23 protein-coding genes are annotated in these 23,231 nt (G+C 39.4%); 14 read left to right on the forward strand and 9 right to left on the reverse strand.

What is annotated here, in order from left to right; translation table 11 throughout:
- Window positions 1-123 precede the first annotated feature (123 nt).
- Complete coding sequence (locus FLM54_RS07335; protein WP_138608504.1) at window positions 124-513, reverse strand: YkgJ family cysteine cluster protein; 390 nt, start codon at window positions 511-513, stop codon at window positions 124-126.
- Window positions 514-720: 207 nt separating this feature from the next.
- Between FLM54_RS07335 and FLM54_RS07340 the strand changes: the two genes are divergently transcribed.
- From FLM54_RS07340 to FLM54_RS07350, 3 genes are all read left to right on the forward strand, one after another.
- Window positions 721-1,146 carry a tetratricopeptide repeat protein gene (locus FLM54_RS07340; RefSeq protein ID WP_010389912.1) on the forward strand — a complete coding sequence of 142 codons (426 nt, stop codon included), beginning with the start codon at window positions 721-723 and terminating at the stop codon, window positions 1,144-1,146.
- 128 nt (window positions 1,147-1,274) lie between these two features.
- Window positions 1,275-1,748, forward strand: coding sequence for a hypothetical protein (locus tag FLM54_RS07345; protein ID WP_178956029.1), 474 nt, complete (start codon window positions 1,275-1,277; stop codon window positions 1,746-1,748).
- A gap of 27 nt (window positions 1,749-1,775) precedes the next feature.
- The gene (locus FLM54_RS07350; RefSeq protein WP_178956030.1) at window positions 1,776-2,372 is read left to right on the forward strand and encodes a DUF1287 domain-containing protein; all 597 of its coding nucleotides are present in this window, start codon (window positions 1,776-1,778) and stop codon (window positions 2,370-2,372) included.
- 114 nt (window positions 2,373-2,486) lie between these two features.
- Here the strand turns inward: FLM54_RS07350 and yfaE are convergent, their stop codons facing one another.
- The 5 genes from yfaE to ubiG form a co-directional block, all read right to left on the reverse strand.
- Window positions 2,487-2,759 carry a class I ribonucleotide reductase maintenance protein YfaE gene (gene yfaE, locus FLM54_RS07355; RefSeq protein WP_076919572.1) on the reverse strand — a complete coding sequence of 91 codons (273 nt, stop codon included), beginning with the start codon at window positions 2,757-2,759 and terminating at the stop codon, window positions 2,487-2,489.
- Window positions 2,759-3,889 carry a class Ia ribonucleoside-diphosphate reductase subunit beta gene (nrdB, locus tag FLM54_RS07360; protein WP_138608498.1) on the reverse strand — a complete coding sequence of 377 codons (1,131 nt, stop codon included), beginning with the start codon at window positions 3,887-3,889 and terminating at the stop codon, window positions 2,759-2,761. Before nrdB ends, yfaE begins: the two co-directional genes overlap by 1 nt.
- A gap of 73 nt (window positions 3,890-3,962) precedes the next feature.
- Window positions 3,963-6,245 (reverse strand): class 1a ribonucleoside-diphosphate reductase subunit alpha, encoded by a 2,283-nt coding sequence (gene nrdA, locus FLM54_RS07365; RefSeq protein ID WP_138608496.1) that lies wholly within the window; start codon window positions 6,243-6,245, stop codon window positions 3,963-3,965.
- 410 nt (window positions 6,246-6,655) lie between these two features.
- Window positions 6,656-7,336 (reverse strand): HAD family hydrolase, encoded by a 681-nt coding sequence (locus FLM54_RS07370; RefSeq protein ID WP_178956031.1) that lies wholly within the window; start codon window positions 7,334-7,336, stop codon window positions 6,656-6,658.
- Window positions 7,336-8,046: a bifunctional 2-polyprenyl-6-hydroxyphenol methylase/3-demethylubiquinol 3-O-methyltransferase UbiG gene (ubiG, locus tag FLM54_RS07375; protein WP_054200873.1), complete on the reverse strand. Its 711-nt coding sequence runs from the start codon at window positions 8,044-8,046 to the stop codon at window positions 7,336-7,338. Before ubiG ends, FLM54_RS07370 begins: the two co-directional genes overlap by 1 nt.
- Window positions 8,047-8,224: 178 nt before the next feature.
- Here ubiG and gyrA point away from each other — a divergent pair, with 178 nt between their 5' ends.
- From gyrA to FLM54_RS07425, 10 genes are all read left to right on the forward strand, one after another.
- Window positions 8,225-10,924, forward strand: a complete 2,700-nt coding sequence (gene gyrA / locus FLM54_RS07380) for a DNA topoisomerase (ATP-hydrolyzing) subunit A (protein ID WP_178956032.1) — start codon at window positions 8,225-8,227, stop codon at window positions 10,922-10,924.
- A 279-nt stretch (window positions 10,925-11,203) separates the two neighbouring features.
- Window positions 11,204-12,286 (forward strand): 3-phosphoserine/phosphohydroxythreonine transaminase, encoded by a 1,083-nt coding sequence (gene serC / locus FLM54_RS07385; RefSeq protein WP_178956033.1) that lies wholly within the window; start codon window positions 11,204-11,206, stop codon window positions 12,284-12,286.
- Window positions 12,286-13,563, forward strand: coding sequence for a 3-phosphoshikimate 1-carboxyvinyltransferase (gene aroA, locus FLM54_RS07390; protein ID WP_178956034.1), 1,278 nt, complete (start codon window positions 12,286-12,288; stop codon window positions 13,561-13,563). Before serC ends, aroA begins: the two co-directional genes overlap by 1 nt.
- 107 nt (window positions 13,564-13,670) lie before the next feature.
- Window positions 13,671-14,381, forward strand: a complete 711-nt coding sequence (gene cmk / locus FLM54_RS07395) for a (d)CMP kinase (RefSeq protein WP_010389925.1) — start codon at window positions 13,671-13,673, stop codon at window positions 14,379-14,381.
- A 95-nt stretch (window positions 14,382-14,476) separates the two neighbouring features.
- On the forward strand, window positions 14,477-16,144 hold the full coding sequence (rpsA, locus tag FLM54_RS07400) for a 30S ribosomal protein S1 (protein WP_002961176.1): 1,668 nt from the start codon (window positions 14,477-14,479) through the stop codon (window positions 16,142-16,144).
- A gap of 66 nt (window positions 16,145-16,210) precedes the next feature.
- Entirely contained in the window at window positions 16,211-16,498 is a 288-nt protein-coding gene (ihfB, locus tag FLM54_RS07405; protein WP_024600987.1) for an integration host factor subunit beta, read from the forward strand.
- A gap of 21 nt (window positions 16,499-16,519) precedes the next feature.
- Window positions 16,520-16,801: a lipopolysaccharide assembly protein LapA domain-containing protein gene (locus FLM54_RS07410; protein ID WP_138608486.1), complete on the forward strand. Its 282-nt coding sequence runs from the start codon at window positions 16,520-16,522 to the stop codon at window positions 16,799-16,801.
- Window positions 16,802-16,803: 2 nt separating this feature from the next.
- The gene (gene lapB / locus FLM54_RS07415; protein WP_138608484.1) at window positions 16,804-17,940 is read left to right on the forward strand and encodes a lipopolysaccharide assembly protein LapB; all 1,137 of its coding nucleotides are present in this window, start codon (window positions 16,804-16,806) and stop codon (window positions 17,938-17,940) included.
- Between the two features lie 33 nt (window positions 17,941-17,973).
- A complete protein-coding gene (gene pyrF / locus FLM54_RS07420) occupies window positions 17,974-18,678 on the forward strand; it encodes an orotidine-5'-phosphate decarboxylase (protein WP_138608482.1) in 705 nt (234 codons plus the stop codon).
- Window positions 18,679-18,767: 89 nt separating this feature from the next.
- Window positions 18,768-19,142, forward strand: a complete 375-nt coding sequence (locus tag FLM54_RS07425; protein WP_171039639.1) for a hypothetical protein — start codon at window positions 18,768-18,770, stop codon at window positions 19,140-19,142.
- Between the two features lie 55 nt (window positions 19,143-19,197).
- Here the strand turns inward: FLM54_RS07425 and FLM54_RS07430 are convergent, their stop codons facing one another.
- Entirely contained in the window at window positions 19,198-20,028 is an 831-nt protein-coding gene (locus FLM54_RS07430) for a S1 RNA-binding domain-containing protein (RefSeq protein ID WP_010389931.1), read from the reverse strand.
- Between the two features lie 2 nt (window positions 20,029-20,030).
- A complete protein-coding gene (locus FLM54_RS07435; RefSeq protein WP_178956035.1) occupies window positions 20,031-21,353 on the reverse strand; it encodes a DEAD/DEAH box helicase in 1,323 nt (440 codons plus the stop codon).
- A 204-nt stretch (window positions 21,354-21,557) separates the two neighbouring features.
- Here FLM54_RS07435 and FLM54_RS07440 point away from each other — a divergent pair, with 204 nt between their 5' ends.
- Window positions 21,558-22,565, forward strand: a complete 1,008-nt coding sequence (locus FLM54_RS07440) for a rhodanese-related sulfurtransferase (RefSeq protein ID WP_075169263.1) — start codon at window positions 21,558-21,560, stop codon at window positions 22,563-22,565.
- Window positions 22,566-22,692: 127 nt separating this feature from the next.
- Here the strand turns inward: FLM54_RS07440 and FLM54_RS07445 are convergent, their stop codons facing one another.
- Window positions 22,693-23,121: a hypothetical protein gene (locus FLM54_RS07445; protein ID WP_010389934.1), complete on the reverse strand. Its 429-nt coding sequence runs from the start codon at window positions 23,119-23,121 to the stop codon at window positions 22,693-22,695.
- Between the last annotated feature and the right edge of the window lie 110 nt (window positions 23,122-23,231).

Raw genomic sequence — 23,231 nt, forward strand, 5'->3', positions numbered from 1 at the left:
GTGATATAATATAACACTACAAAATTATGCTATCAACAATGTTATACTATAACTTTAAAATTTGCGTTGAATAACACAATAGAGCGATAAATTTAATCTAGCACGGTATTATTACAGTTAAATTTAAGAGCGACTGTCTATCATCAGTATGTCTAACTTTTTTTGTGCTTTAAAATGATTTTGCTTATCGACTGGTTCGAGCATTTCACAGTCATCGTTTATCATTTCTGAAATTAAACTCGGATAATGCCTGCAATCTTGGGGTCGGTCATGATAAATACTGCAAGTATATTTATCTTTTTCTTCAGGGGATGCTTTATTGGCAAGCTCTAAAAATGGGCATTGCGTTAATTGCTCACCCGTCGTTGGGTCAAACCATAATTGATCGTTTTTAACGTATTGAAATATTTCAGGGTTGAATAACGCCCACATTTCAATTTCATCCTGATTAGTATCTAAATCTGCCGCACCATATTTGGTACAGCACTTACCGCATTGATTGCAATTTTGCATAGGGTAGATTTTTACTGTTGCTGTTAATAGTAAGCATTAAGTGTAGCACTCTAATATCCGTGTCAATAAACTAAACAGTGCTTTTTGTTGCTTATACTACTTTTGTAACAACGCGGCGCTTAATAATAATGTATTATTAGATAATAGGTTTCTGACACAGCGCTGTAAAAAATTAAATAGGCGCATTAATTAAGGTAGCGAGTAATTATGAATACTAAAGTATACAAAGCGGTTCACGATTTAGCAGAAAAGTTGATGGCAGCTGCCAATAAAAATGATACTAAACAGTTTGAATCTTTATATGCAGAGCTCAAAGCAATTTGTATTGAAAACGAAAATACCGCTAAAGATCACCCTGTACAGTGGGAAACTCTAGCAGATTTTACCGAAGAGCTAGAAGACGCTATTGAGACTTACGAAAAAGCGTTGCAGAAGTCGATAGAAATTAATAACAAAGATCATATGTCGTCGGTTGCATTTTCTATGGCTACTTTGCAGCTTGAGCTGGGTGATAAAGAAGCGGCGATTAAAAATCTACAAGATGCAAAAGTCAGTGCGAATAAAATTGAAGACAAAGAATTAAAGTCAGAGATCCATGAGCTATTAGAGTCACTGGTTGAAGAAGAAGGTTAGGAAACTTTATAGTGATTATTAATAATCAGCGCCAGTAGTTTACACTTGGCGCTTTTTTATGAAGAAGATAAAGTTCAACTTCATAAAATACTTATAAATAACTTACCGAGTAATTTTTTGGAGAAAAAATGCTAGCGCAAATAGAACAATGGATTGATAAAACGAATAGCGAATATGCAAATCAAAGAATATGCTGTGAAAAATTTGCTAGCGAGTTTGAGGGCTTTTACCCAAATGAATTTTTGAAAACTGCATTTTATGTAGTTGTTGATAAAATTCCTAAACCTGACTTTACAAGTTTACGTGAACTTGGTTTAAGCAATTTTATTGATATGGATGTAGCTGGAATAACCTATAAAAATACATATTATATACTACCTAACGCTGTGCATAATTTAAGAGTGCATTTTCATGAGCTTGTTCATGTAGTTCAATGGCGTGAACTCGGTGCGCACGCTTTTATAATGCGTTACATCAATGAAATCCAAACCTGTGGTTACAATGATGCTCCACTTGAAAAAATGGCCTATAAACTTGATGCGCACTATACCAGTAATGGAAATAAATTTAATATTCCTGACTACATTACGCAACAGCTTTAGTTAATTACTATTATAAAAGGAATTTATATGTCACGTTTTTTGTTTTATTCACTAGCTCTATTTACTTTTCATGTGCAGGCGAGCTCTTTTGATGATGATATCGTTAATGCATTAATCTATAGAACAACACAACCAGTAACTTACGATGGTGCCTATCATCAACTTGAGTATCCAGGTGGTGATGTGCCCGCTAATATTGGTGTGTGTACCGATGTTTTAATTAGGTCGTACCGGCAGCTTGGTGTTGATTTGCAAAAGTTAGTACACGAAGACATGCAGAACAATTTTCGTGCATATCCTTCTAAGCGTATTTGGGGATTAACCAAGCCAGATAAAAATATTGATCATCGACGTGTGCCTAACTTACAAGTTTACTTTGAGCGCCATGCAAAAGTGTTAACTAAATCGCTTAATGCAGAGGATTATAAAGCCGGTGACATAGTTACTTGGATGCTGCCAGGTAATTTACCGCATATCGGTATGGTCGTTAATGAAATAGCGCAGGGCAGCGGCAACCCGCTTATTGTGCATAATATTGGTCGTGGACCAGAAATGAGCGATATGCTTTTTGCGTATACAATTACGGGTCATTACCGATTTGTGCCTGCAAAATATTCAGAGTAAATAACACTGTACTAGTAGGCGTGTTTGAGTTTAAAAACACGGCATACAGGTTTGGTACAAACCTAGCTGTTATATATTATTCTAGTGCTGTTAAATACGCTTAATGTGAGTTACTTACTTTAAATTAATACTGATATCACCATTTGGTTTGCAGCAACACAAGAGTATTTCACCATCGCGAACAAACGCTAACGGCTCTTCATTGTAATTAACTTCACCAGAGACAAGTGTTGCTCGACACGCACCGCAATATCCCTCACGGCATTGGTAAGCGGCATCAATCTTATTCGATTCTAGGCAATGTAAAAGAGAAGGGCAGCCAGCGGCAAAATCAATGCGCTGGCTGTTATCTGCAAGTGTGATACTTGCAGTGGTTCTATCAGTCATTATAAATCAAAGTCACCAAATTCATCGGCATCTACTTGTGAGTCAATCTGACCAACTAAGTATGAGCTTATTTCGGCCTCTTGAGGAGCAACTTGCACGTTATCTGACACTAACCATGAGTTGATCCATGGAATAGGGTTACTGTTATTTTCAAACTGTGCAGGCAGACCAATCGCGGTCATACGCGCATTGGTAATGTACTCAACATATTGACATAGAATGTGTTTATTCAAACCAATCATCGAGCCATCTTTAAATAGGTACTCGGCCCATTCTTTTTCTTGCTCTGCGGCTTCAACAAACATTTTAATTGCTTCTTCACGGCACTGTGCGGCAACAATCGCCATTTCAGGGTCATCTTTACCATCTTGCATGATATTTAAAATATGCTGAGTACCTGAAAGGTGGAGTGCTTCATCACGGGCAATAAGCTTTATAATTTTAGCATTACCTTCCATCAATTCACGCTCGGCAAACGCAAATGAGCAAGCAAAGCTCACATAAAAGCGAATGGCTTCTAAAATGTTCACTGACATCATTGCCAGGTACAATTTCTTTTTCAGCTCAAATAAATTAACTACCACGGTTTGGCCATTAATTTCGTGTTTGCCTTCACCGTATAGGTTGTAAAGCGATACAGAATTGATTAGGTCATCATAATAAGTAGTTACCGCATCGGCACGCTCACTTATTTTGTCATTGCTAACAATGTCATCAAAAATGAGTTCAGGTGCTTGGGTTACGTTACGAATAATATGGGTGTACGAACGACTATGAATAGTTTCACTAAACGCCCATGTCTCAATCCATGTTTCTAGCTCAGGAATAGACACAATCGGTAATAGCGCTACGTTAGGCGAACGACCTTGAACACTATCAAGCAGCGTTTGATATTTTAAGTTGCTTAAAAATATGTGCTTCTCGTGATCGGGAAGCGCTTGAAAGTCTAAACGGTCTTTACTTACATCAACTTCTTCAGGTCGCCAAAAGAAAGACAATTGTTTTTCTATTAGTTTTTCAAAAATAGGGTATTTTTGTTGATCGTAACGTGACACGTTAACGGTTTGACCAAAAAACATTGGCTCTTGCATTTGGTTATTATGGTTTCTGCTAAAAGTAGTATAAGACATGTTTATCACTCAAAAAACTATCACTAAAACTATCAGGACAAAGCGGGCAGGGCGCCCGCTTTAAGTTTAACTATTAAATTTTACACGCGCCGCCTGCACAATCATCATCTTCCACTTCTGGAGTGTCTTCTTGAGCATCTGATGCGCCATCGCGGGTATTATGGTAATACAGTGTTTTAACACCTAACTTGTAGGCACCGAGTAAGTCTTTTAGTAAGACTTTCATAGGTACTCTACCGCCTTCGTATCTGTTTGGATCATAATTAGTATTTGCTGAAATTGTTTGGTCGATAAATTTCTGCATTATGCCTACTAATTGTAAGTAACCATCGTTTGATGGAATATCCCACAGTAACTCATAGTTATCTTTAAGGCGTTCGTACTCAGGAACAACTTGCTTTAAAATACCATCTTTACTTGCTTTAACACTAATATGGCCACGTGGTGGCTCAATACCATTGGTTGCATTTGAGATTTGCGATGATGTTTCTGATGGCATTAATGCGCTCAGCGTTGAGTTACGCATACCGTGCTCTTTAATGTTGGCACGTAACGTATCCCAATCAAGGTGCAGTGGTTCATCACAAATTTTATCTAAATCACGCTTATACGTATCTGTTGGCATAATACCTTGTGAGTACGTAGTTTCGTTAAATTTAGGACATGCTCCACGCTCTTTTGCCAGCTCATTAGATGCTTTCATTAAGTAGTACTGAATCGCTTCAAATGTTTTATGCGTGAGTGCATTTGCGCTGCCATCTGAGTAACGCTTACCGTTTTTAGCTAAGTAGTAGGCGTAGTTAATCACACCTATCCCTAGGGTACGACGTCCCATAGTGGCATTTTTTGCCGCCGGTACTGGGTAGTCTTGGAAATCAAGTAAGTTATCTAGTGCACGTACTGCAAGCTCAGCTAACTCTTCTAATTCATCCAGTGACTCAATCGCGCCTAAGTTAAATGCAGACAAGGTACATAAGGCAATTTCACCTTCTTCATCATTTACATTGTTCAGTGGCTTAGTCGGTAATGCAATTTCTAAACATAAGTTAGATTGACGAATAGGCGCCACTTTCGAAATAAATGGGCTATGTGTATTACAGTGGTCAACATTTTGTAAGTAAATACGACCGGTGCTGGCACGTTCTTGAGCAAACATAGAAAACAGTTCAATGGCTTTAATACGTTTTTTACGAATTGACTCGTCTTGTTCATACTTTACGTAAAGTGCATCAAATTCGTCTTGATCTTCAAAGAATGCGTCGTAAAGGCCCGGCACGTCTGAAGGGCTAAATAAGGTAATGTAATCGTCTTTAATTAAACGCGAATACATTAATTTATTAAACTGTACGCCGTAGTCTAGGTGACGTACGCGGTTATCATCAACACCACGGTTGTTTTTAAGTACCAGTAGGTTTTCTACTTCTAAATGCCAAAGCGGGTAGAATAAAGTAGCGGCTCCGCCACGTACACCGCCTTGCGAACAACTTTTAACGGCTGTTTGAAAATGCTTATAAAAAGGAATACAACCTGTGTGGTACGCTTCGCCGTTACGAATAGGGCTACCTAATGCACGAATACGTCCGGCATTAATACCAATACCGGCACGTTGAGAAACGTATTTAACAATCGCTGATGATGTCGCGTTAATTGAATCTAAGCTGTCGCCACACTCAATCAGTACACATGAGCTAAATTGGCGCGTTGGTGTACGTACACCCGACATAATTGGTGTAGGTAAAGAAATTTTAAATAATGAGACCGCATCGTAAAAACGTTTGATGTAATCAATACGCGTTTCACGTGGGTAATCTGAGAATAAGCTTGCCGCAACTAATATATATAAAAACTGTGCACTTTCGTAAATTTCACCGGTTACACGGTTTTGAACTAGGTATTTACCTTCAAGCTGTTTTACTGCTGCGTAGCTAAAGTTAAGATCGCGTGAATGATCTAAGTAAGCATCTAATTCATCAAGTTCTTGCTCTGTGTAATCAACAAGCAAATGTGCGTCGTAGCGTTTTTGTTCAACCATGTCAGTAACGTGGTCAAAAAGGCGCGGTGGCTCAAATTGGCCATACGCTTTTTTACGTAAATGGAATACAGCTAAACGAGCAGCAAGATACTGATAATCAGGTGATTCTTTTGAGATCTGATCCGCAGCGGCTTTGATAATCGTCTCATGAATATCTTTAGTACGAATACCGTCATAAAATTGAATATGCGATTTAAGTTCAACTTGTGAAACCGAAACGTTGTTTAAACCTTCGGCGGCCCATTCAATAACGCGATGGATCTTGTCTAGATCAAGCGGCTCTTTACGGCCGTCACGTTTGCTTACAGATAACTGTTGGTTCATAGTTTTGCCTGTATTCCTTGGGAATTAAATATTTTTGACCAATGAGTGCACTTAAAACGCCCAGTGCCTATTCTTTTATTGTTATTTCCACCGCATAGGTAAATTTAATCGAATAACATTTAGCCACAATATCTGGTGTTGTTCAAATTAGAGATCACAAGATAGTGTGGTCTGTGATCTTTTGCAAGGGACAGAAACCGCTCTCATTGTGGATAACGTTGGGATAACGTAATTGTGTTAGTAGGCATTAACCTTTGATCATTCGGTTAAGTTGAAATTTGTAAAAATCAACTAAGGAAAGATTAAATTTACGCTTTTTAAAAATAAATTTCGTCTGCTTTTTTTATCATCAAGCTTTGCGTAAAAACTAACACAATCACAATATGTAGTGTTTATTAATTAACATGGCACTATATGTGGTTGAATGCATCTATAGGGCTATGCCAATTAAAATCTGCATTCCAAGCCAATGCTTCGTCTATACTCGGTACATATCCCCACAGTGCGGTAGCGGTGTGCATATTCGCAGCTTTACCTGCTTGTATATCTCGCTGTGCATCACCTATATATAGGCAGCGCGAAGGATCAACACTCATTTGCTCAGCACAATGTAATAAAGGAAGGGGTGAGGGCTTAGATTCAGCTAATGTATCACCACTTATCACAATTTGAGCATTTTTTAATGCAGGAATCGCCTCGACTAAAGGATCGGTTAAAAAGCCAGGCTTATTTGTCATAATGCCCCACGGGATCCCTTTATTATCAAGGGCAATGAGTAACTGTTCTATACCTACAAAGCATTGGGTATGGGTGGCAATATTGGCAGCGTAGTGTGCAACTAGCTCTGCTAAAAGTTGCTCTTGCGGTTGTTGCGCCCAAGCTTCTTTAAAACCAGCAGCAAGTAATGCTGCTGCGCCATTTGAAGCTGCGGGTCGATATATATCACTGCCCACTAAGGGCTGTTGATGATTATGCAGCACACTATTTAGCGCGGCGCCTAAATCATCAGCGGTATCGAGTAAAGTGCCATCTAAGTCAAACAGCAATGCTTGATATTCAATTGGGCTAGTAGGTGTTTGCAAGCTTGCCATTACGCTAACTTCTCAAAGTGCAGCATATAATTTACGCTGACGTCATCATTAACCGTATATTGCTTTGAAAGTGGGTTGTAACTTAATCCTGCACTGGCACGTACCTTCAAGCCTGCTTGTTCTGCCCATGCGATTAATTGCGCAGGTTTAATAAACTTTTTATGGTCATGGGTACCTTCAGGCACCATTTTTAACAGTTTTTCTGCACCGACAATAGCGTATAAATAAGCTTTAGGGGTTTTATTAAGGGTAGAGAAGAATACATCCGCCCCAGGTTTTGCTAATTTAGCGACCGCATGAATAATAGAAGCAGGGTCGGGAACGTGCTCTAACATTTCCATGCAAGTAATCACATCAAAGCGCTCAGGGTGCTCATCAGCAAATTGTTCAGCAGGTACTTTTATATATTCAACGGGTACACTTGTTTCTAAACTGTGTAACTTAGCGACAGTTAAAGGCTCTTGCCCCATATCGATACCTGTTACCTTTGCACCCATTCGCGCCATGCTGTGACTTAAAATACCGCCGCCACATCCTACATCGAGGGTTTCTTTGTCAAATAATCCTTTAGTTTTGTCAGCGATAAAATCTAATCGTAATGGATTAATTTCGTGAAGCGGCTTAAATTCGCCTTCTAAATCCCACCAACGCTCTGCGATGGCTTCAAACTTTGCTATTTCTGCGTTATCTACATTTTGATGTTCGGTCATAAAATACTTCCTCGTCAATCTGAGGCCATTATATAGGGCTAAATTGATAAATCGCAAAGTTTTGCGCCTGTAAATTAAAATTAATTGTGATAGCATGGTTGCTTAGAAATAATAACAAACACTCTTAATACCTAATACTGGGTTGTTAAGAGCTGATACTGAAGGAATGTGATATCAAATGACTGATCTCGCCAATGAAATTCTGCCAGTCAATATTGAAGACGAGTTAAAAAACTCCTACTTAGATTACGCCATGAGTGTAATTGTAGGACGTGCATTACCAGACGTACGTGACGGTTTAAAACCTGTTCACCGCCGCGTCTTGTTTGCAATGAACGAGCTTAGTAATGACTGGAACAAGCCTTACAAAAAATCGGCCCGTGTGGTCGGTGACGTAATCGGTAAATACCACCCACACGGCGACAGTGCAGTTTATGACACCATCGTACGTATGGCTCAGCCATTCTCACTACGTTATATGCTAGTTGATGGTCAGGGTAACTTTGGTTCGGTTGATGGTGATTCAGCAGCGGCAATGCGTTATACAGAAGTACGTATGGCAAAAATGTCGCACGAATTATTAGCCGATCTTGAAAAAGAAACGGTTGATTTTGTGCCTAACTACGACGGCACAGAACAAATTCCTGATGTGTTACCGACTAAAATACCTAACCTGTTAGTTAATGGTTCGTCAGGTATTGCTGTTGGTATGGCGACAAATATCCCGCCACACAACTTAACAGAAGTAGTGAATGGCTGTTTAGCGCTTATTCAAAACCCTGAATTAACTATTACTGAGTTAATGGATTACATCCCAGGGCCTGATTTCCCAACTGCGGCCATTATTAATGGTAAAAAAGGCATTGAACAAGCCTATCAAACCGGTCGTGGTAAAGTGTACATGCGTGCGCGTGCTGAGATTGAAACTGATGAGAAAACTGGCCGCGAAACGATTATTGTTCATGAAATCCCTTACCAAGTTAACAAAGCCCGTTTGATTGAAAAAATTGCTGAGCTAGTTAAAGATAAAAAAATTGAAGGGATCAGCGCATTACGTGATGAATCAGATAAAGACGGTATGCGTATCGTTATCGAGATCAAACGTGGTGACGTAGGTGAAGTTATTTTGAACAACCTTTATTCACAAACTCAGTTACAAACTGTGTTTGGTATGAATATGGTTGCGTTAATTAATAACCAACCTAAGTGTTTCAACTTAAAAGAAATGCTTGAAGAATTTATTATTCACCGTCGTGAAGTTGTTACCCGTCGTACGGTATTTGATTTACGCAAAGCCCGCGACCGTGCGCACACGCTAGAAGGTTTAGCGATTGCACTGGCAAATATTGACCCAATTATCGAACTTATTCGTAAGTCACCAACACCTGCTGAAGCAAAAGTTGCACTAACAGCGCGTCCTTGGGAATTAGGTAATGTTAAAGCCATGCTTGATAAAGCAGGTGAAGACAATGTTGCCCGCCCAGATTGGCTAGCAAGCGATCTTGGTATTCGTGATGGTCAGTACTATATTTCTGAGCAACAAGCTCAAGCAATACTAGACTTACGTTTGCATAAACTAACAGGTCTTGAACACGAAAAAATTCTTACTGAATACCAATCGTTACTAGACCTAATTGCTGAACTATTATTCATTTTGGCAAGTCCGGAACGTTTAATGGAAGTTATTCGTGATGAGTTAGTTGAAATTAAAGAACAATATGGTGATGAGCGCCGCACTGAAATTAATGCAGCTGCACACGATATTAGCCTTGAAGACTTAATTAACGAAGAGAACGTGGTTGTGACCTTATCACACGAAGGGTACGTTAAGTATCAAGCGTTAAGTGATTACGAAGCGCAGCGTCGTGGTGGTAAAGGCAAGTCAGCAACCAAGATGAAAGATGAAGATTTCATTGAACGTCTACTTGTTGCCAATACGCACGATACTATTTTATGTTTCTCTACTGCGGGTCGATTATATTGGCTTAAAGTGTATCAGTTACCACTTGCAAGTCGCGCAGCGCGCGGTAAGCCAATTGTTAACTTATTACCGCTTGAAGCAGATGAACGTATTACTGCTATTTTGCCGGTACGCGATTATGAAGATGATAAATACATCTTTATGGCGACAGCATTTGGTACGGTTAAGAAAACACCATTGACTGCATACAGCCGTCAACGTGCTAGCGGTATTATTGCCGTTAACTTAAACGAAGGTGATAGCTTAATTGGTGTTGATATTACCGATGGTAGCAACGAAATTATGTTGTTCACTGATGCGGGTAAAGTTGTACGCTTTAAAGAAGCTGAAGAAACCACGGTAGTTGATGAAAATGGTAACCCTGTTCTTGATGAAGAAGGTAAGCCTGAGATTCGCTTCAAAGGTGTACGCCCTATGGGTCGTACTGCAACAGGTGTTCGTGGTATTAAGATGCCAGACGAACAACGTGTTGTATCACTGATTGTACCTAAGAATGATGGTGCAATATTAACAGTAACAGAAAATGGTTACGGCAAGCGTACTCAACTTGAAGACTACCCATCTAAGAGTCGTGCAACACAAGGTGTTGTATCAATTAAGGTGAGTGAGCGTAATGGTGCCGTTGTTGGTGCTGTTCAAGTTGATGACAACGACGAAATAATGATTATTTCGAATCGTGGTACCTTAGTACGAACTCGCGTTAATGAAGTTTCTACGGTTGGACGTAACACCCAAGGTGTTATTTTGATCAGAACTATTGACGAAGAGCAAGTAGTTGGTTTACAACGTATAGAAGAGATTGAAGTGACTGAAAGTGACTTGATTGATATCGAAGACGTTGAAACAGTAGATACGGTTATAGATGAAGTAGCGGATGACAATCCTCCTTCAGAATAATTGAGATTGAAAAAAGCGGCCTTGGCCGCTTTTTTTATGTGGTTGAAAAAAACTAAAGACACTTGAATTAGTTTAATACCAATTCACTTAATTAAGTGGTCTATTTTAAGGCTGGAAAAACGTGTTGATAGCTAGGCAAAAAATTTGCTATTTAGTTGTTTAAATGAGAATTTTTTAACGCAGGTAGCGACACGTTTAGCCCCGTAAAATGATTAAGTATTATTGCGGATTGGTATTAGTTCAAGTTAAACAGTAAATTACTGGAATGAGGAAAAGGTAATGAGTATTTATAATTTTTGTGCGGGTCCTGCAATGTTACCACCGGCTGTCATGCAAAAAGCACAAAAAGAGTTTTTAGACTGGCAAGGGCTTGGCGTTTCAGTAATGGAAATGAGCCATCGCAGTAAAGAATTTTTAGCATTAACGGCTAAGTGTGAAGCTAGTCTACGTCGCTTAATGAATATTAGTGATGAGTTTGAAGTGCTGTTTATGCACGGCGGTGGTCGAGGTCAATTTAGTGCCGTACCTTTAAACCTCCACGTTGATGGAAAAAAAGCGGTGTATTGTGAAAATGGCGTGTGGTCAAAAAGTGCAACTAGCGAAGCTGATAAGTTTACTCAAACTCACACTATTGACGTACGTAATGACGATAATGGCTTATTTTCTATCAAGCAGGTAGCCGATTGGGTTTTACCAGCCGATGCTGCATATATTCATTATTGCCCAAATGAAACTGTAGATGGTCTAGAGATTTTTGATGTACCCAGTCACCCAACAGCACCGATTGTCGCCGATATGTCGTCGACTATTCTATCGCGCGAAATTGACGTTAATCAATTTGATTTAATCTACGCAGGTGCTCAAAAGAATATCGGCCCATCGGGTATTGCTATCGTAATTGTTCGTAAAACGCTACTTGAGCGTGAAGGGCTAGCTAAGCCAGGTATTTTAGATTACGCACTTGAAGCAAAACAAGGCAGTATGTTTAACACTCCACCTACATTTGCATGGTATTTAGCAGCTGAAGTATTTGAATGGCTTGAGCAAAATGGTGGTGTTAAAGCCATGGAAACACATAATACTGTCAAAGCGCAGCTGCTTTATGACTTTATCGATGAGTCTGATTTTTACACCAACAAGGTAGCAAAACATTGTCGTTCACGTATGAATGTGCCTTTTTGGTTAGTTGATGAAAGCCTAAATGATAAGTTTGTTAAAGAGTCAACAGAAGCGGGCTTATTAGCGCTTGAAGGGCACCGTATTGTTGGCGGTATGCGCGCGAGTATTTATAACGCAATGCCACTGGAAGGAGTTAAAGCATTAGTTGATTTTATGGCGGCTTTCGCAAAGGAGAACAGCTAATGGAGCAACTTTCTTTAGCGCCTATTTCACAGGTTAATGGCAGTGTTACTCTGCCGGGTTCGAAAAGCTTGTCAAATCGCATTCTATTATTGGCTGCACTATCAAACGGCACTACGGTTGTAGAAAACTTATTAGACAGTGATGATATTCGTCATATGTTGGGCGCCTTAGCGCAGCTCGGTGTGAATGTGACACTTAATGATGAGCGAACCATCGCGACCGTAGAAGGTGTAGGTGGCGTATTTAAAACGCCAACTGAAGCACTGTTTTTAGGTAATGCAGGTACAGCATACCGTCCTTTAACGGCCGTGCTTGCAGCGATTGCTGGGGAGTATGAGTTAATTGGTGAGCCACGTATGGAAGAGCGACCAATTGGCCACTTAGTTGATGCACTGCAAGCCTTAGGTGGTAATGTTAGTTATTTAAAAAATAAAGATTATCCGCCGCTTAAAATTGTTGGTGGGCAAATAGCAGGTGGTGAAGTCGAAATTGACGGTAGTATTTCAAGCCAATTTTTAACTGCGCTTCTTATGGCTGCACCGTTATTTAAAGGTGATACTCAAATTAAAATTAAAGGCACGTTAGTGTCTAAGCCTTACATTGATATTACTCTTGATGTAATGGCGCGTTTTGGTGTTACCGTTGAGCATGATAATTACAGTACTTTTTTTGTAAAAGGTGCACAGCAGTATCAAGCCGTTGAGCGAATTATGGTCGAAGGGGATGCTTCATCTGCTTCTTACTTTATTGCTGCTGCAGCAATTGCCGGCGGCGAAATAGAAATTAAAGGCGTCGGTGCTAAATCAGTTCAAGGTGATATTGGTTTTGCTAATGTTATGGAGCAAGTAGGTGCAAAAATTGATTGGTATGACGAACGTTTAGTTGTTCGTAAAGGTGAGCTTAACGGTATTGATATTGATGCGAATGCAATACCTGATGCTGCAATGACCCTGGCTACAGTTGCCTTGTTTGCAAAAGGGCCAACGGCAATTCGCAACATTTATAACTGGCGAGTAAAAGAAACTGACCGTTTACACGCTATGGCTACTGAGCTTAAAAAAGTAGGGGCTGAAGTAGTTGAAGGGCATGACTTTATTGAGATCACACCGCCAAAACAATTTAATAATGTGGCTGTAGATACCTATGATGACCACCGTATTGCCATGTGCTTTGCAATGGTGGCGGTAGGGGGTAAGCCAATCACGATTAACGATCCGGCCTGTACTTATAAGACATTCCCAACATTTTTCAACGTGTTAGCATCTGTCAGTAAATAGGCTATTTATAAGTATTTATAAAAAGTTACATACTAAAAGCGGATAATCTTTAATAATTGACGTATAATGTGGCGGTTTATTTTGGTGTGCATTGAAGGAGGTTTTAAATGCCGGCGTTATTAATGCCCGTAATCACCGTAGATGGCCCAAGTGGTTCTGGTAAAGGAACTGTTTGTCGCTTATTGGCTGAAAAATTAGGCTGGGATGTGTTAGATAGCGGTGCAATTTATCGCGTACTTTCACTTGCAGCACTTCATCACCAAATTGCGTTAGATAACGAAGAAGCACTGGTTCCACTAGCTGCAAATCTTGATGTGCAGTTTCTGATAGACAGTGATACTAATGCAGGAAAGATTATTTTAGAAGGCGAAGATGTAACAACCACTATTCGAAATGAAGAAGTGGGAGCTGCAGCGTCCAAAGTTGCGGCATTGCCACGAGTTCGTGAAGCGTTACTTCGTCGCCAGCGTGCGTTTAGAACTGAAAATGGCTTAATTGCTGATGGTCGCGATATGGGCACTGTTGTGTTTCCTGATGCGCCATTAAAGATATTTCTAACCGCAAGTGCAGAAGAACGTGCTCGCAGACGTTTTGTTGAGTTGAATGAGCGCGGGCTTGATGTTACACTAAGTGGTCTATTACAAGACATTCAAGCACGTGATGATCGCGATATGAATCGCGCCGTTGCGCCGCTTGTACCTGCAGAGGATGCGATTGAGCTTGATACTAGCGAACTCAACGCACAGCAAGTCTTTGATAAAGTTATAACTTTATTAGATTCAAGTATCTCTGAAGGTAAGCTTCCTAAACGAAGCTAAACACATTTTATGCACCAGCAGGACGCCAGTGCTATTTTAACAACCCCATGCAGCATGGTTGCTTATTGGTATTAATATATGAGACGTATATTCGTATGTCAGAAAATTTTGCGCAGTTATTTGAAGAAAGCTTAAAGGGTTTTGAAGCAGAGCAAGGCTCTATCGTTAAAGGTACAGTAATCTCAATCGAGAACAACATTGTACTTGTAGATGCTGGTCTTAAATCAGAAAGTGCTATCCCTGCAGAGCAGTTCAAAAATGCTGCTGGTGAACTAGAAGTTGCTGTTGGCGACGAAGTAGATGTTGCACTAGATGCAATCGAAGACGGTTTCGGTGAAACTATCCTTTCTCGTGAGAAAGCGAAGCGTCACGAAGCGTGGATCCGTCTTGAGAAAGCATGTGAAGAGCAAGAGACTGTTACTGGTGTTATCAACGGTAAAGTTAAAGGCGGTTTCACTGTTGAAGTTGATTCAATCCGTGCTTTCCTACCTGGTTCACTTGTTGATGTTCGTCCAGTACGTGACACAACTCACCTTGAAGGCAAAGAGCTTGAATTTAAAGTAATCAAGCTTGATCAAAAACGTAACAACGTTGTTGTTTCACGTCGTGCAGTTATCGAATCAGAAAACTCACAAGAACGTGAAGAGCTTCTTGCTAACCTTGTTGAAGGTCAAGAAGTTAAAGGTATCGTTAAGAACCTTACTGACTACGGTGCATTCGTTGACCTTGGTGGTGTTGATGGCCTACTACACATTACTGACATGGCGTGGAAGCGTGTTAAGCACCCTTCAGAAATCGTTAATGTTGGCGACGAAATCGCAGTTAAAGTTCTTAAATTCGACAAAGATAAAACTCGTGTATCTCTAGGTCTTAAACAGCTTGGCGAAGATCCATGGGCAGCTATCGCTGGTCGTTACCCAGAAGGCTCTAAACTTTCTGGTCGTGTAACTAACCTTACTGATTACGGTTGCTTCGTAGAAATCGAAGAAGGCGTTGAAGGTCTAGTACACGTTTCTGAAATGGATTGGACTAACAAGAACATCCACCCTTCAAAAGTTGTTTCACTTGGTGACACTGTTGAAGTTATGGTTCTTGAAATCGACGAAGAACGTCGTCGTATTTCTCTTGGTCTTAAGCAATGTATTGCTAATCCTTGGCAGGAATTTGCTCGTCTACAAAACAAAGGCGATCAAGTTACTGGTAAGATCAAATCAATCACTGACTTCGGTATCTTTATCGGTCTTGACGGTGGTATTGATGGTCTTGTACACCTTTCAGACATTTCTTGGAATACACCTGGCGAAGAAGCTGTACGTGAATTCAAGAAAGGCGACGAAATCACTGCTATCGTATTGCAAGTTGACCCAGAGCGTGAACGTATCTCTCTAGGTGTTAAGCAAATCGAAGCTGACCCATTCAATAACTACCTTGATGCAAACAAAAAAGGTGCTATTGTTAAAGGTAAAGTGACTGAAGTTGATGCGAAAGGCGCAACTGTTGAACTTATCGAAGGCGTTGAAGGTTACATCCGTGTAGCTGATATCGCTCAAGAGCGCGTTGAAGATGCAACTACTGTTGTTTCTGTAGGCGACGAAATCGAAGTTAAATACGTTGGTGTTGATCGTAAGAACCGCACTTTAAGCTTATCTGTTAAAGCTCTTTTCGAAGCAGAAGAGAAAGAAGTACTAGAGAAGCTTAAGAAAGAAGAGCCAGTGTTCGAAAACGCAATGGCAGCTGCTTTCGCAAATGCACAAAAAGACTAATTAATTATAGTCTTTTAATTGGAAGGGCAGTTTATGCCCTTCCACTATTTCTTTTAAGGAAACGCTATGACTAAGTCAGAACTGATAGAAACACTTGCTGAACAACACGCACATATTCCTGTGAAAGATGTTGAGAACGCTGTTAAAGAAATTCTTGAACAAATGGCCGGCTCATTATCTTCTTCAGATCGTATTGAGATCCGAGGTTTTGGAAGTTTCTCTTTGCATTACCGTGCACCTCGTACAGGTCGTAATCCTAAAACAGGTGAAACTGTAGAGTTAGATGGTAAGCATGTACCTCATTTTAAGCCAGGCAAAGAACTACGTGACCGTGTAAACGAGAGCATTGCTTAGTAAATTTATTGGAGTAGTTACTTGTTCAAGGTATTAAAAATTATTCTGGCAGCACTTTTTTTAATTGGTGCATTTGTATTGGGTTCGCAAAATCCACAATTAACACAAATTAACTACATAATAGCCAGTAATACATTACCTTTAGCCGTTATAATAAGTATCTGCTTTTTGTTAGGTGTTGTAGTGGGTTGCTTTGTGAGCTTTAAATTGTTTACGCAATTAAAGTGGCAAAATTACCGTTTAAAAAAGCAAATAACGCCTGAAAAAGATAATAAAAAGCGTATTGCCAACAAAGATACCTAATTATGATTGAGCTGTTGTTTTTACTGCTTCCTGTCGCCGCCGGTTATGGCTGGATCATGGGAAAAAACAGTGCGAAAAATCAGGCTCATCAATTTAATAGAGAAATCACTTCTGAATACAGTAAAGGGTTAAAGTTCTTACTGGACAGAGAAGAAGATCAGGGGCTTGAGCATTTAATTAATTTGCTCGAAGTAGCTGCTGACTCTGTAGAACACTATTCTACATTAGCCACTATGTTTCGCCGCCGTGGCGAGCTTGACCGCGCAATAAAAATTCATGAATTGCTATTAAAACACCCAAGCCTTAACGAAAAACAAGCTGCCAATAGTCGGTTAGAATTAGCAGAAGACTATATTATGGCAGGTTTACTCGATAGCGCAGAAGAACATTTAATATGGCTGGTAAAAAATAACCATGAAGATGCTCTTGAGCCAATTATTTCCTTATATTCACAGACCCGTGAATGGGAAAAAGGCATTAGTATGTTTGAAGCGCATACTGAGCTTTTTTCAAAAGAACAACACTTCAAAGCCATCGCAAACTTTTATTGTGAATATGCTATTACCAGTAATAATCCTCAACTTATGCGCAAAGCTATTAGCTTAAACTTTAAAACAATCAGGCCTCTATATGAGCTTGGTTTGTCTGCCTATACAAAAGAAGATTACGTAAAAGCAATTTATTATTGGCGAGAACTTATCTGTCAATTTACCTTTTTTGCGCCATTATTTATTGATAAGTTAGCGCATAGTTATAAGCAACTTAAACTAACCCATCAGTTTCATGAACTCGTGAACGACTTATTAGATAAGGGTGGGGTAATGATAAAAATACAGCATTGCCAAGCGTTGCTTGAGCAAGGTCACACTGAACAAGCCTTTGAATTTTTAACCGACAGTTTAAAACGTCAACCTACCATCCGTGGCTTTAGTTTTTTACTGCAGTTAATGAGCGCCGAAAATAAAAATACCAAAGATGTGCTTAATCAAATAGATAAACTTGTTACCTCATATATTGCTACCAAGCCTGACTTTCAATGCCAGCATTGTGGCTTTACAAGTTACACCATTTATTGGAATTGCCCTTCGTGTAAACATTGGGAAACCATTGTGCCTAGCAGAGGCTTAGACGGATTTTAATCTTTATACTTTTCGCTCACTAGTAGGATAGTTATGTCTTTCGAACAATCAAAAAAAATTCTTATCGCTCTTGATTATGATGATCAGCAAACTGCTTTAGCATTTGTGAAACAGTTATCACCGGATACCTGTCGATTAAAAGTGGGTAAAGAAATGTTCACATATTTTGGCCCTGAATTTGTTAAAGAGCTGGTTGATTTAGGTTTCGATGTATTTTTAGATTTGAAATTTCATGATATCCCAAATACTGTTGCTAAAGCAGTAACCGCTGCAGCTAAAATGGGCGTGTGGATGGTTAATGTTCATGCAAGTGGTGGTTTTGAAATGATGCATAAAGCAAAGCAGGCACTCGAACAATTTGGTGATAAAGCTCCTTTATTGATTGCCGTGACCGTTTTAACCAGCATGGATGAAACTGAGCTTGGGCGTTTAGGTATAACTAAATCACCACAAGAGCAAGTTATGCATTTAGCAAAACTAACAAAGCAAGCAGGGCTTGATGGTGTGGTTTGTTCTGCACAAGAAGCACAAAGTTTAAAGGCGGCTTTAGGCAAAGAATTTAAACTCGTAACCCCAGGTATTCGTCCTGCTGGCAGTGATGCGGGCGATCAAAAACGTATTATGACACCTAAAGACGCGATTGAAGCTGGCAGTGACTATTTAGTAATAGGGCGTCCGATTACTCAGGCACAAAACCCTGTAGAAGTATTAAATGATGTTAATAAATCAATAGCTTAAATTTAAAGTATGCATAATTATAAGGAGTTTATTACAACTTTTTTTGTTTGTGCTACATTTAGTTACGGCTATGCAGTGAGGAACTAACTTTGCGTTTAATAATGTTTGTAGTGGTAATTATCATTAGTGGCTTTGCTGTTAATAAATATGTATTTTCAACCAAAATGTATGATGATGTTTCGAATGTTACCGATTTGGTATCTGATTACCCCGTTGATTTATTTAAGTTTAAAAAAATCGCCCAAAACTATGCTCAGCATTTATGTTATACAAATGAAGCTGTTTTAGCAGGACTTGATATAAGTAGTAGAGAATGTGTTGATGTACACGATGAAATGCAGAATGAGTGTACAAAAAAAGTATTTAGATTAGCGCCATTAAATATGACATCTAAAAAAGAATTAATTGAATATTCAAATCAATATTCACGTTGTACCTTACCTTACAAAAACATTAAGTTATAAATTTTAAATACGAAAAAGCCACTTAAGTTTATACCTAGGTGGCTTTTTTATAGAATTATTTTAAACGAATAGACTTAGCTTCAATATCAATTAAGCCTTGTTTAAATAACCCACCAATGGCTTTTTTGTAGTTTGCTTTACTGGTCGAGAAAACTTTTTTAATTAATTCAGGTTCAGATTTATCGCCTATGGCTAAGATGCCACCTTCATCTTTTAGTTTTTCCATAATTTTTTCGCCAAGTTCACTGACTTTACCCATACCTGGCTTTTCAAGTATAACGTCAATTTTTCCGTCTTCACGCACTTTTTGAATAAACCCTTTGAGCTTTTGACCAACAAATAGGTTTTTAAATACCATGTTGTAAAATACAACACCAAAATGAGACTCTTCAATAAGTACTTTGTAGCCGATATCGGTTTTACCTGCCACAATTAAATCGACTTCTTGCAAGTGGCTATACTGCGGCTCGTCTTTTGATAAAAAGCGATTAAAGTTGGTTGAAGCACAAATTCGCTGACTGGCATTATCTAGGTATAAACGGACTAAATACGAGTAACCTTCTTGCATACGCGGTTTTTGTTCATTAAACGGTGCAAGCACGTCTTTTTCTAAACCCCAATCTAAAAAAGCACCAATGCTGTTTATTTCTTTAACGCGCAGTAGGGCATATTCACCGACTTGTGCGTGTGGTTTTTTAGTTGTTGCTGTTGGCAGGTTTGCGTTATCTAAAAAGGTAAAAACGCTGATGCTATCGCCAGCTTCAAGTTCATGTTTAATCTCGTGTTTAGGTAAAAATACTTCACCTAAGTCATGGCCATCTAAATAGGCACCTTCATTACTGACTTCTTTTACAAATAAGGTTTGGGTAGTTCCAAGGTAACTCATAATTATTCCTGCTCAGGCTTTTTTTTACGACGCATAGGGGTATCACCATCGATGTTAAGTGGTGCTTTAATTGGGGCTACTGGTTTTTTCGGTTTCGCTTTGCGTTTTTGATGTGGTTTTTTATCAGCCACTACCTTTTTAATTGGTTTAACTGGCGTAACCTTTTTCTCTTTGATGCCTTTAAATTTCGCTTTTAAACCATCAACCACCGCAAACGACAATTCGTCATTTAAAAATGACTTTATTGCTAAGTAACTTGCCCAATCTTTAGGACCAACAAATGATAGCGCGTTGCCTTTAAAACCAGCTCGGCCTGTGCGACCAATACGGTGAACGTATTCTTCAGCGTGTTTTGGTAGATCAAAATTAATAACATGGGTCACACTGAGTAAATCTAAACCGCGAGATGCAACATCAGTAGTAATTAATATTTTAAAGTTCTCACGGCTAAACGCATCCATGATATCAAGGCGCTTACTTTGAGTTAAATCCCCGGCTAGTGCGACAGACTTAAAGCCTTTACTATTTAATGCCTCGCTTAAGCGACTGGTATCAGCACGTGTTGCGGTAAATATAATACATTGCCCTACATTATCTTGATTAAGAAAATGCTCAAGTAGCGCTTCTTTATGATCAAGATGATCGGCTAAATACAATGTTTGTTTAATATCACTGTGTTGCTCATTGGCTGCACTGAGAATAATTTGTTTTGGTTTTTTTAATAAATTACGCGAAAGGGCATCTACTTGAGCATGATCTAATGTCGCTGAAAACAATAGGGTCTGGCGTAATCGGTGATCTGCCAGTTCATTAATTAACTTAAGCTGGTCGGTGAAACCTAAATCCAAAATACGGTCAGCTTCATCAAATATAAGTAGCTCTAAGCCACTTAACTGTAAAGAGCGTTGCTTTAAGTGATCGGCTAAGCGCCCTGGTGTAGCAACCACAAAATGTGGGTCGTTGCGCAGTGCTTTAATTTGGTCGTTAAAGTTTTCACCACCGAGAATTTTAACTGCCTTAATATTGGTACCGGCAATAAGTAACCGTAGTTGGGTGAACACTTGGGTTGCAAGCTCACGAGTTGGAGCAACAATAAGTACACGAGGATCACGTTTACTGAGTGCTTTTTGTTTCATTACTCGCTGCACAGCAGGTAATAAAAACGCTAAAGTTTTGCCTGACCCAGTTTTTGACTGAGCGAAAATGTCATGTCCAGCGAGTGCCGTTGGCACAGCATGAGCTTGAATATCGGTAGGCTGGGTGATCCCTTGGTGCGCTAATTGTGTTTCTAGGCGAGTATCAATCCCAAGATCAGTAAAGTGCAATGTATATTTCTCCAATATGAGCAAGTCTTGTAAATTTATCCGCGCATTATAGCCCACTGAGCCACTGCGCTAACAGTAAAAAGCGCATTATCATCCATTTTTTTGCATTTAAATAAAAAAAGCGTAAAATACGCGCCCCATATGCGCCGGATTTACGATTCGGTAAACGCCCCTTGCGGGGTTTAAAGGCAAAATAGGAAAACCATGACTGCTATCCATAAAGATAATGTAACCAGCGATCACTTTGTTGTGTGCGCACTGTATAAATTTGTTTCTTTACCTGATTTTGAAGCACTTCGCCAACCTTTACTTAATGTAATGGAGCAAAACGACGTGCGTGGTACTTTGTTAATTGCCGCGGAAGGAATTAACGGAACTGTTTCAGCAAAACGTGAAGGCATAGATAACTTACTGGCGTGGTTAGACACCCAGCCTAATTTAGACAATATTGTTACTAAAGAATCATATGATGACGAATGCCCGTTTTATCGCACTAAAGTAAAACTTAAAAAAGAAATCGTGACTATGGGTGTTGAGGGCGTTGACCCATTAAAAGTAGTGGGCAGTTATGTTAAGCCAAATGAATGGAACGCCCTTATTTCTGATCCAGAGGTTATCCTTGTTGATACCCGAAATGATTATGAAATTGAAATTGGTACGTTTCAAAACGCGGTCGATCCAAACACGAAGACGTTCCGCGAATTTCCGCAGTGGGCCAAAGAAAATCTCGACCCAGAAAAGCATAAAAAAGTAGCTATGTTTTGTACAGGTGGTATTCGCTGTGAAAAATCAACAGCTTATATGAAAGAGCAGGGCTTTGATGAGGTATACCACCTTGAAGGCGGCATATTAAAATACCTAGAAGAAGTACCAAAAGAAGAAACCATGTGGGAAGGCGAGTGCTTTGTATTTGATAACCGTGTCGCGGTAAATCATGACTTACAAAAAGGCTCATATGATCAGTGTCACGCATGTCGGATGCCTATCACAGAAGAAGAAAAGCAAAAGCCTGAATACATGGAAGGGGTGTCGTGTCATCATTGTATTGATGATGTAACCGACGAGCAACGCGCTCGTTTTGCTGAGCGTCAAAAGCAAATAGAATTGGCACAAGCACGCGGTGAAGGCCACATTGGTAACGAAGCACAAGCTGCTTTACAGCAACGTAAAGAAGCAAAAAAAGCGCAAAAAGACGCACAACGAAATAAATAATACCACGCGTTTATTTATTCATTAAAAAACCTCAGTAAATACTGAGGTTTTTTATTTAAAAGTAATTTATAAATAGCGAGCTACATTGCTTAGCAGCTTAAAGGTTTGATACTCACTTTGAGCTTAATCAACGAATACAATAACTTTTATCTATCGGCGTAAGTGTAATTTTATTAGCTGAATTTACAAGAACACATTCTGTGTTTTTATCGAGTTTTTTCTTTTGAATAACCGTAAATTCACCTTCATCAGCAGCGTATAAGTTATACTGATAAGCCGTATTACCTCCCTCAAATAATGCAGTAAATAACCCTCCAACTAAACCGCCGACAATAGCGCCACCAATCATTTCTTCGCTGTTGCCATCTAAGCTGTCAACAAAGCCAAAACCCGCTCCCGCAGCTATGCCTGTTCCAACTTCAGAGGAAAGTGTTACTTTTTGCTCTGACTCAACAGATGCATAATAGCGTTTAATTAATTGATTTTGACTCGTACGATCAACCCCTTGTGATGCACAGCCACTAAGTAGTAAAACCAAAATTATACTTTTATTCATAAATACTCGTTTGTATATTCACTCTAATGACCAAATCATAGTGTTTAATACGCACAAAATATGTGGTGATTTTGTAGGCTGGTGTAAGAATGTGTAGTAAATACGTGGGT

It is taken from the genome of Pseudoalteromonas sp. Scap25, assembly GCF_013394125.1.
GTDB lineage: Bacteria > Pseudomonadota > Gammaproteobacteria > Enterobacterales > Alteromonadaceae > Pseudoalteromonas.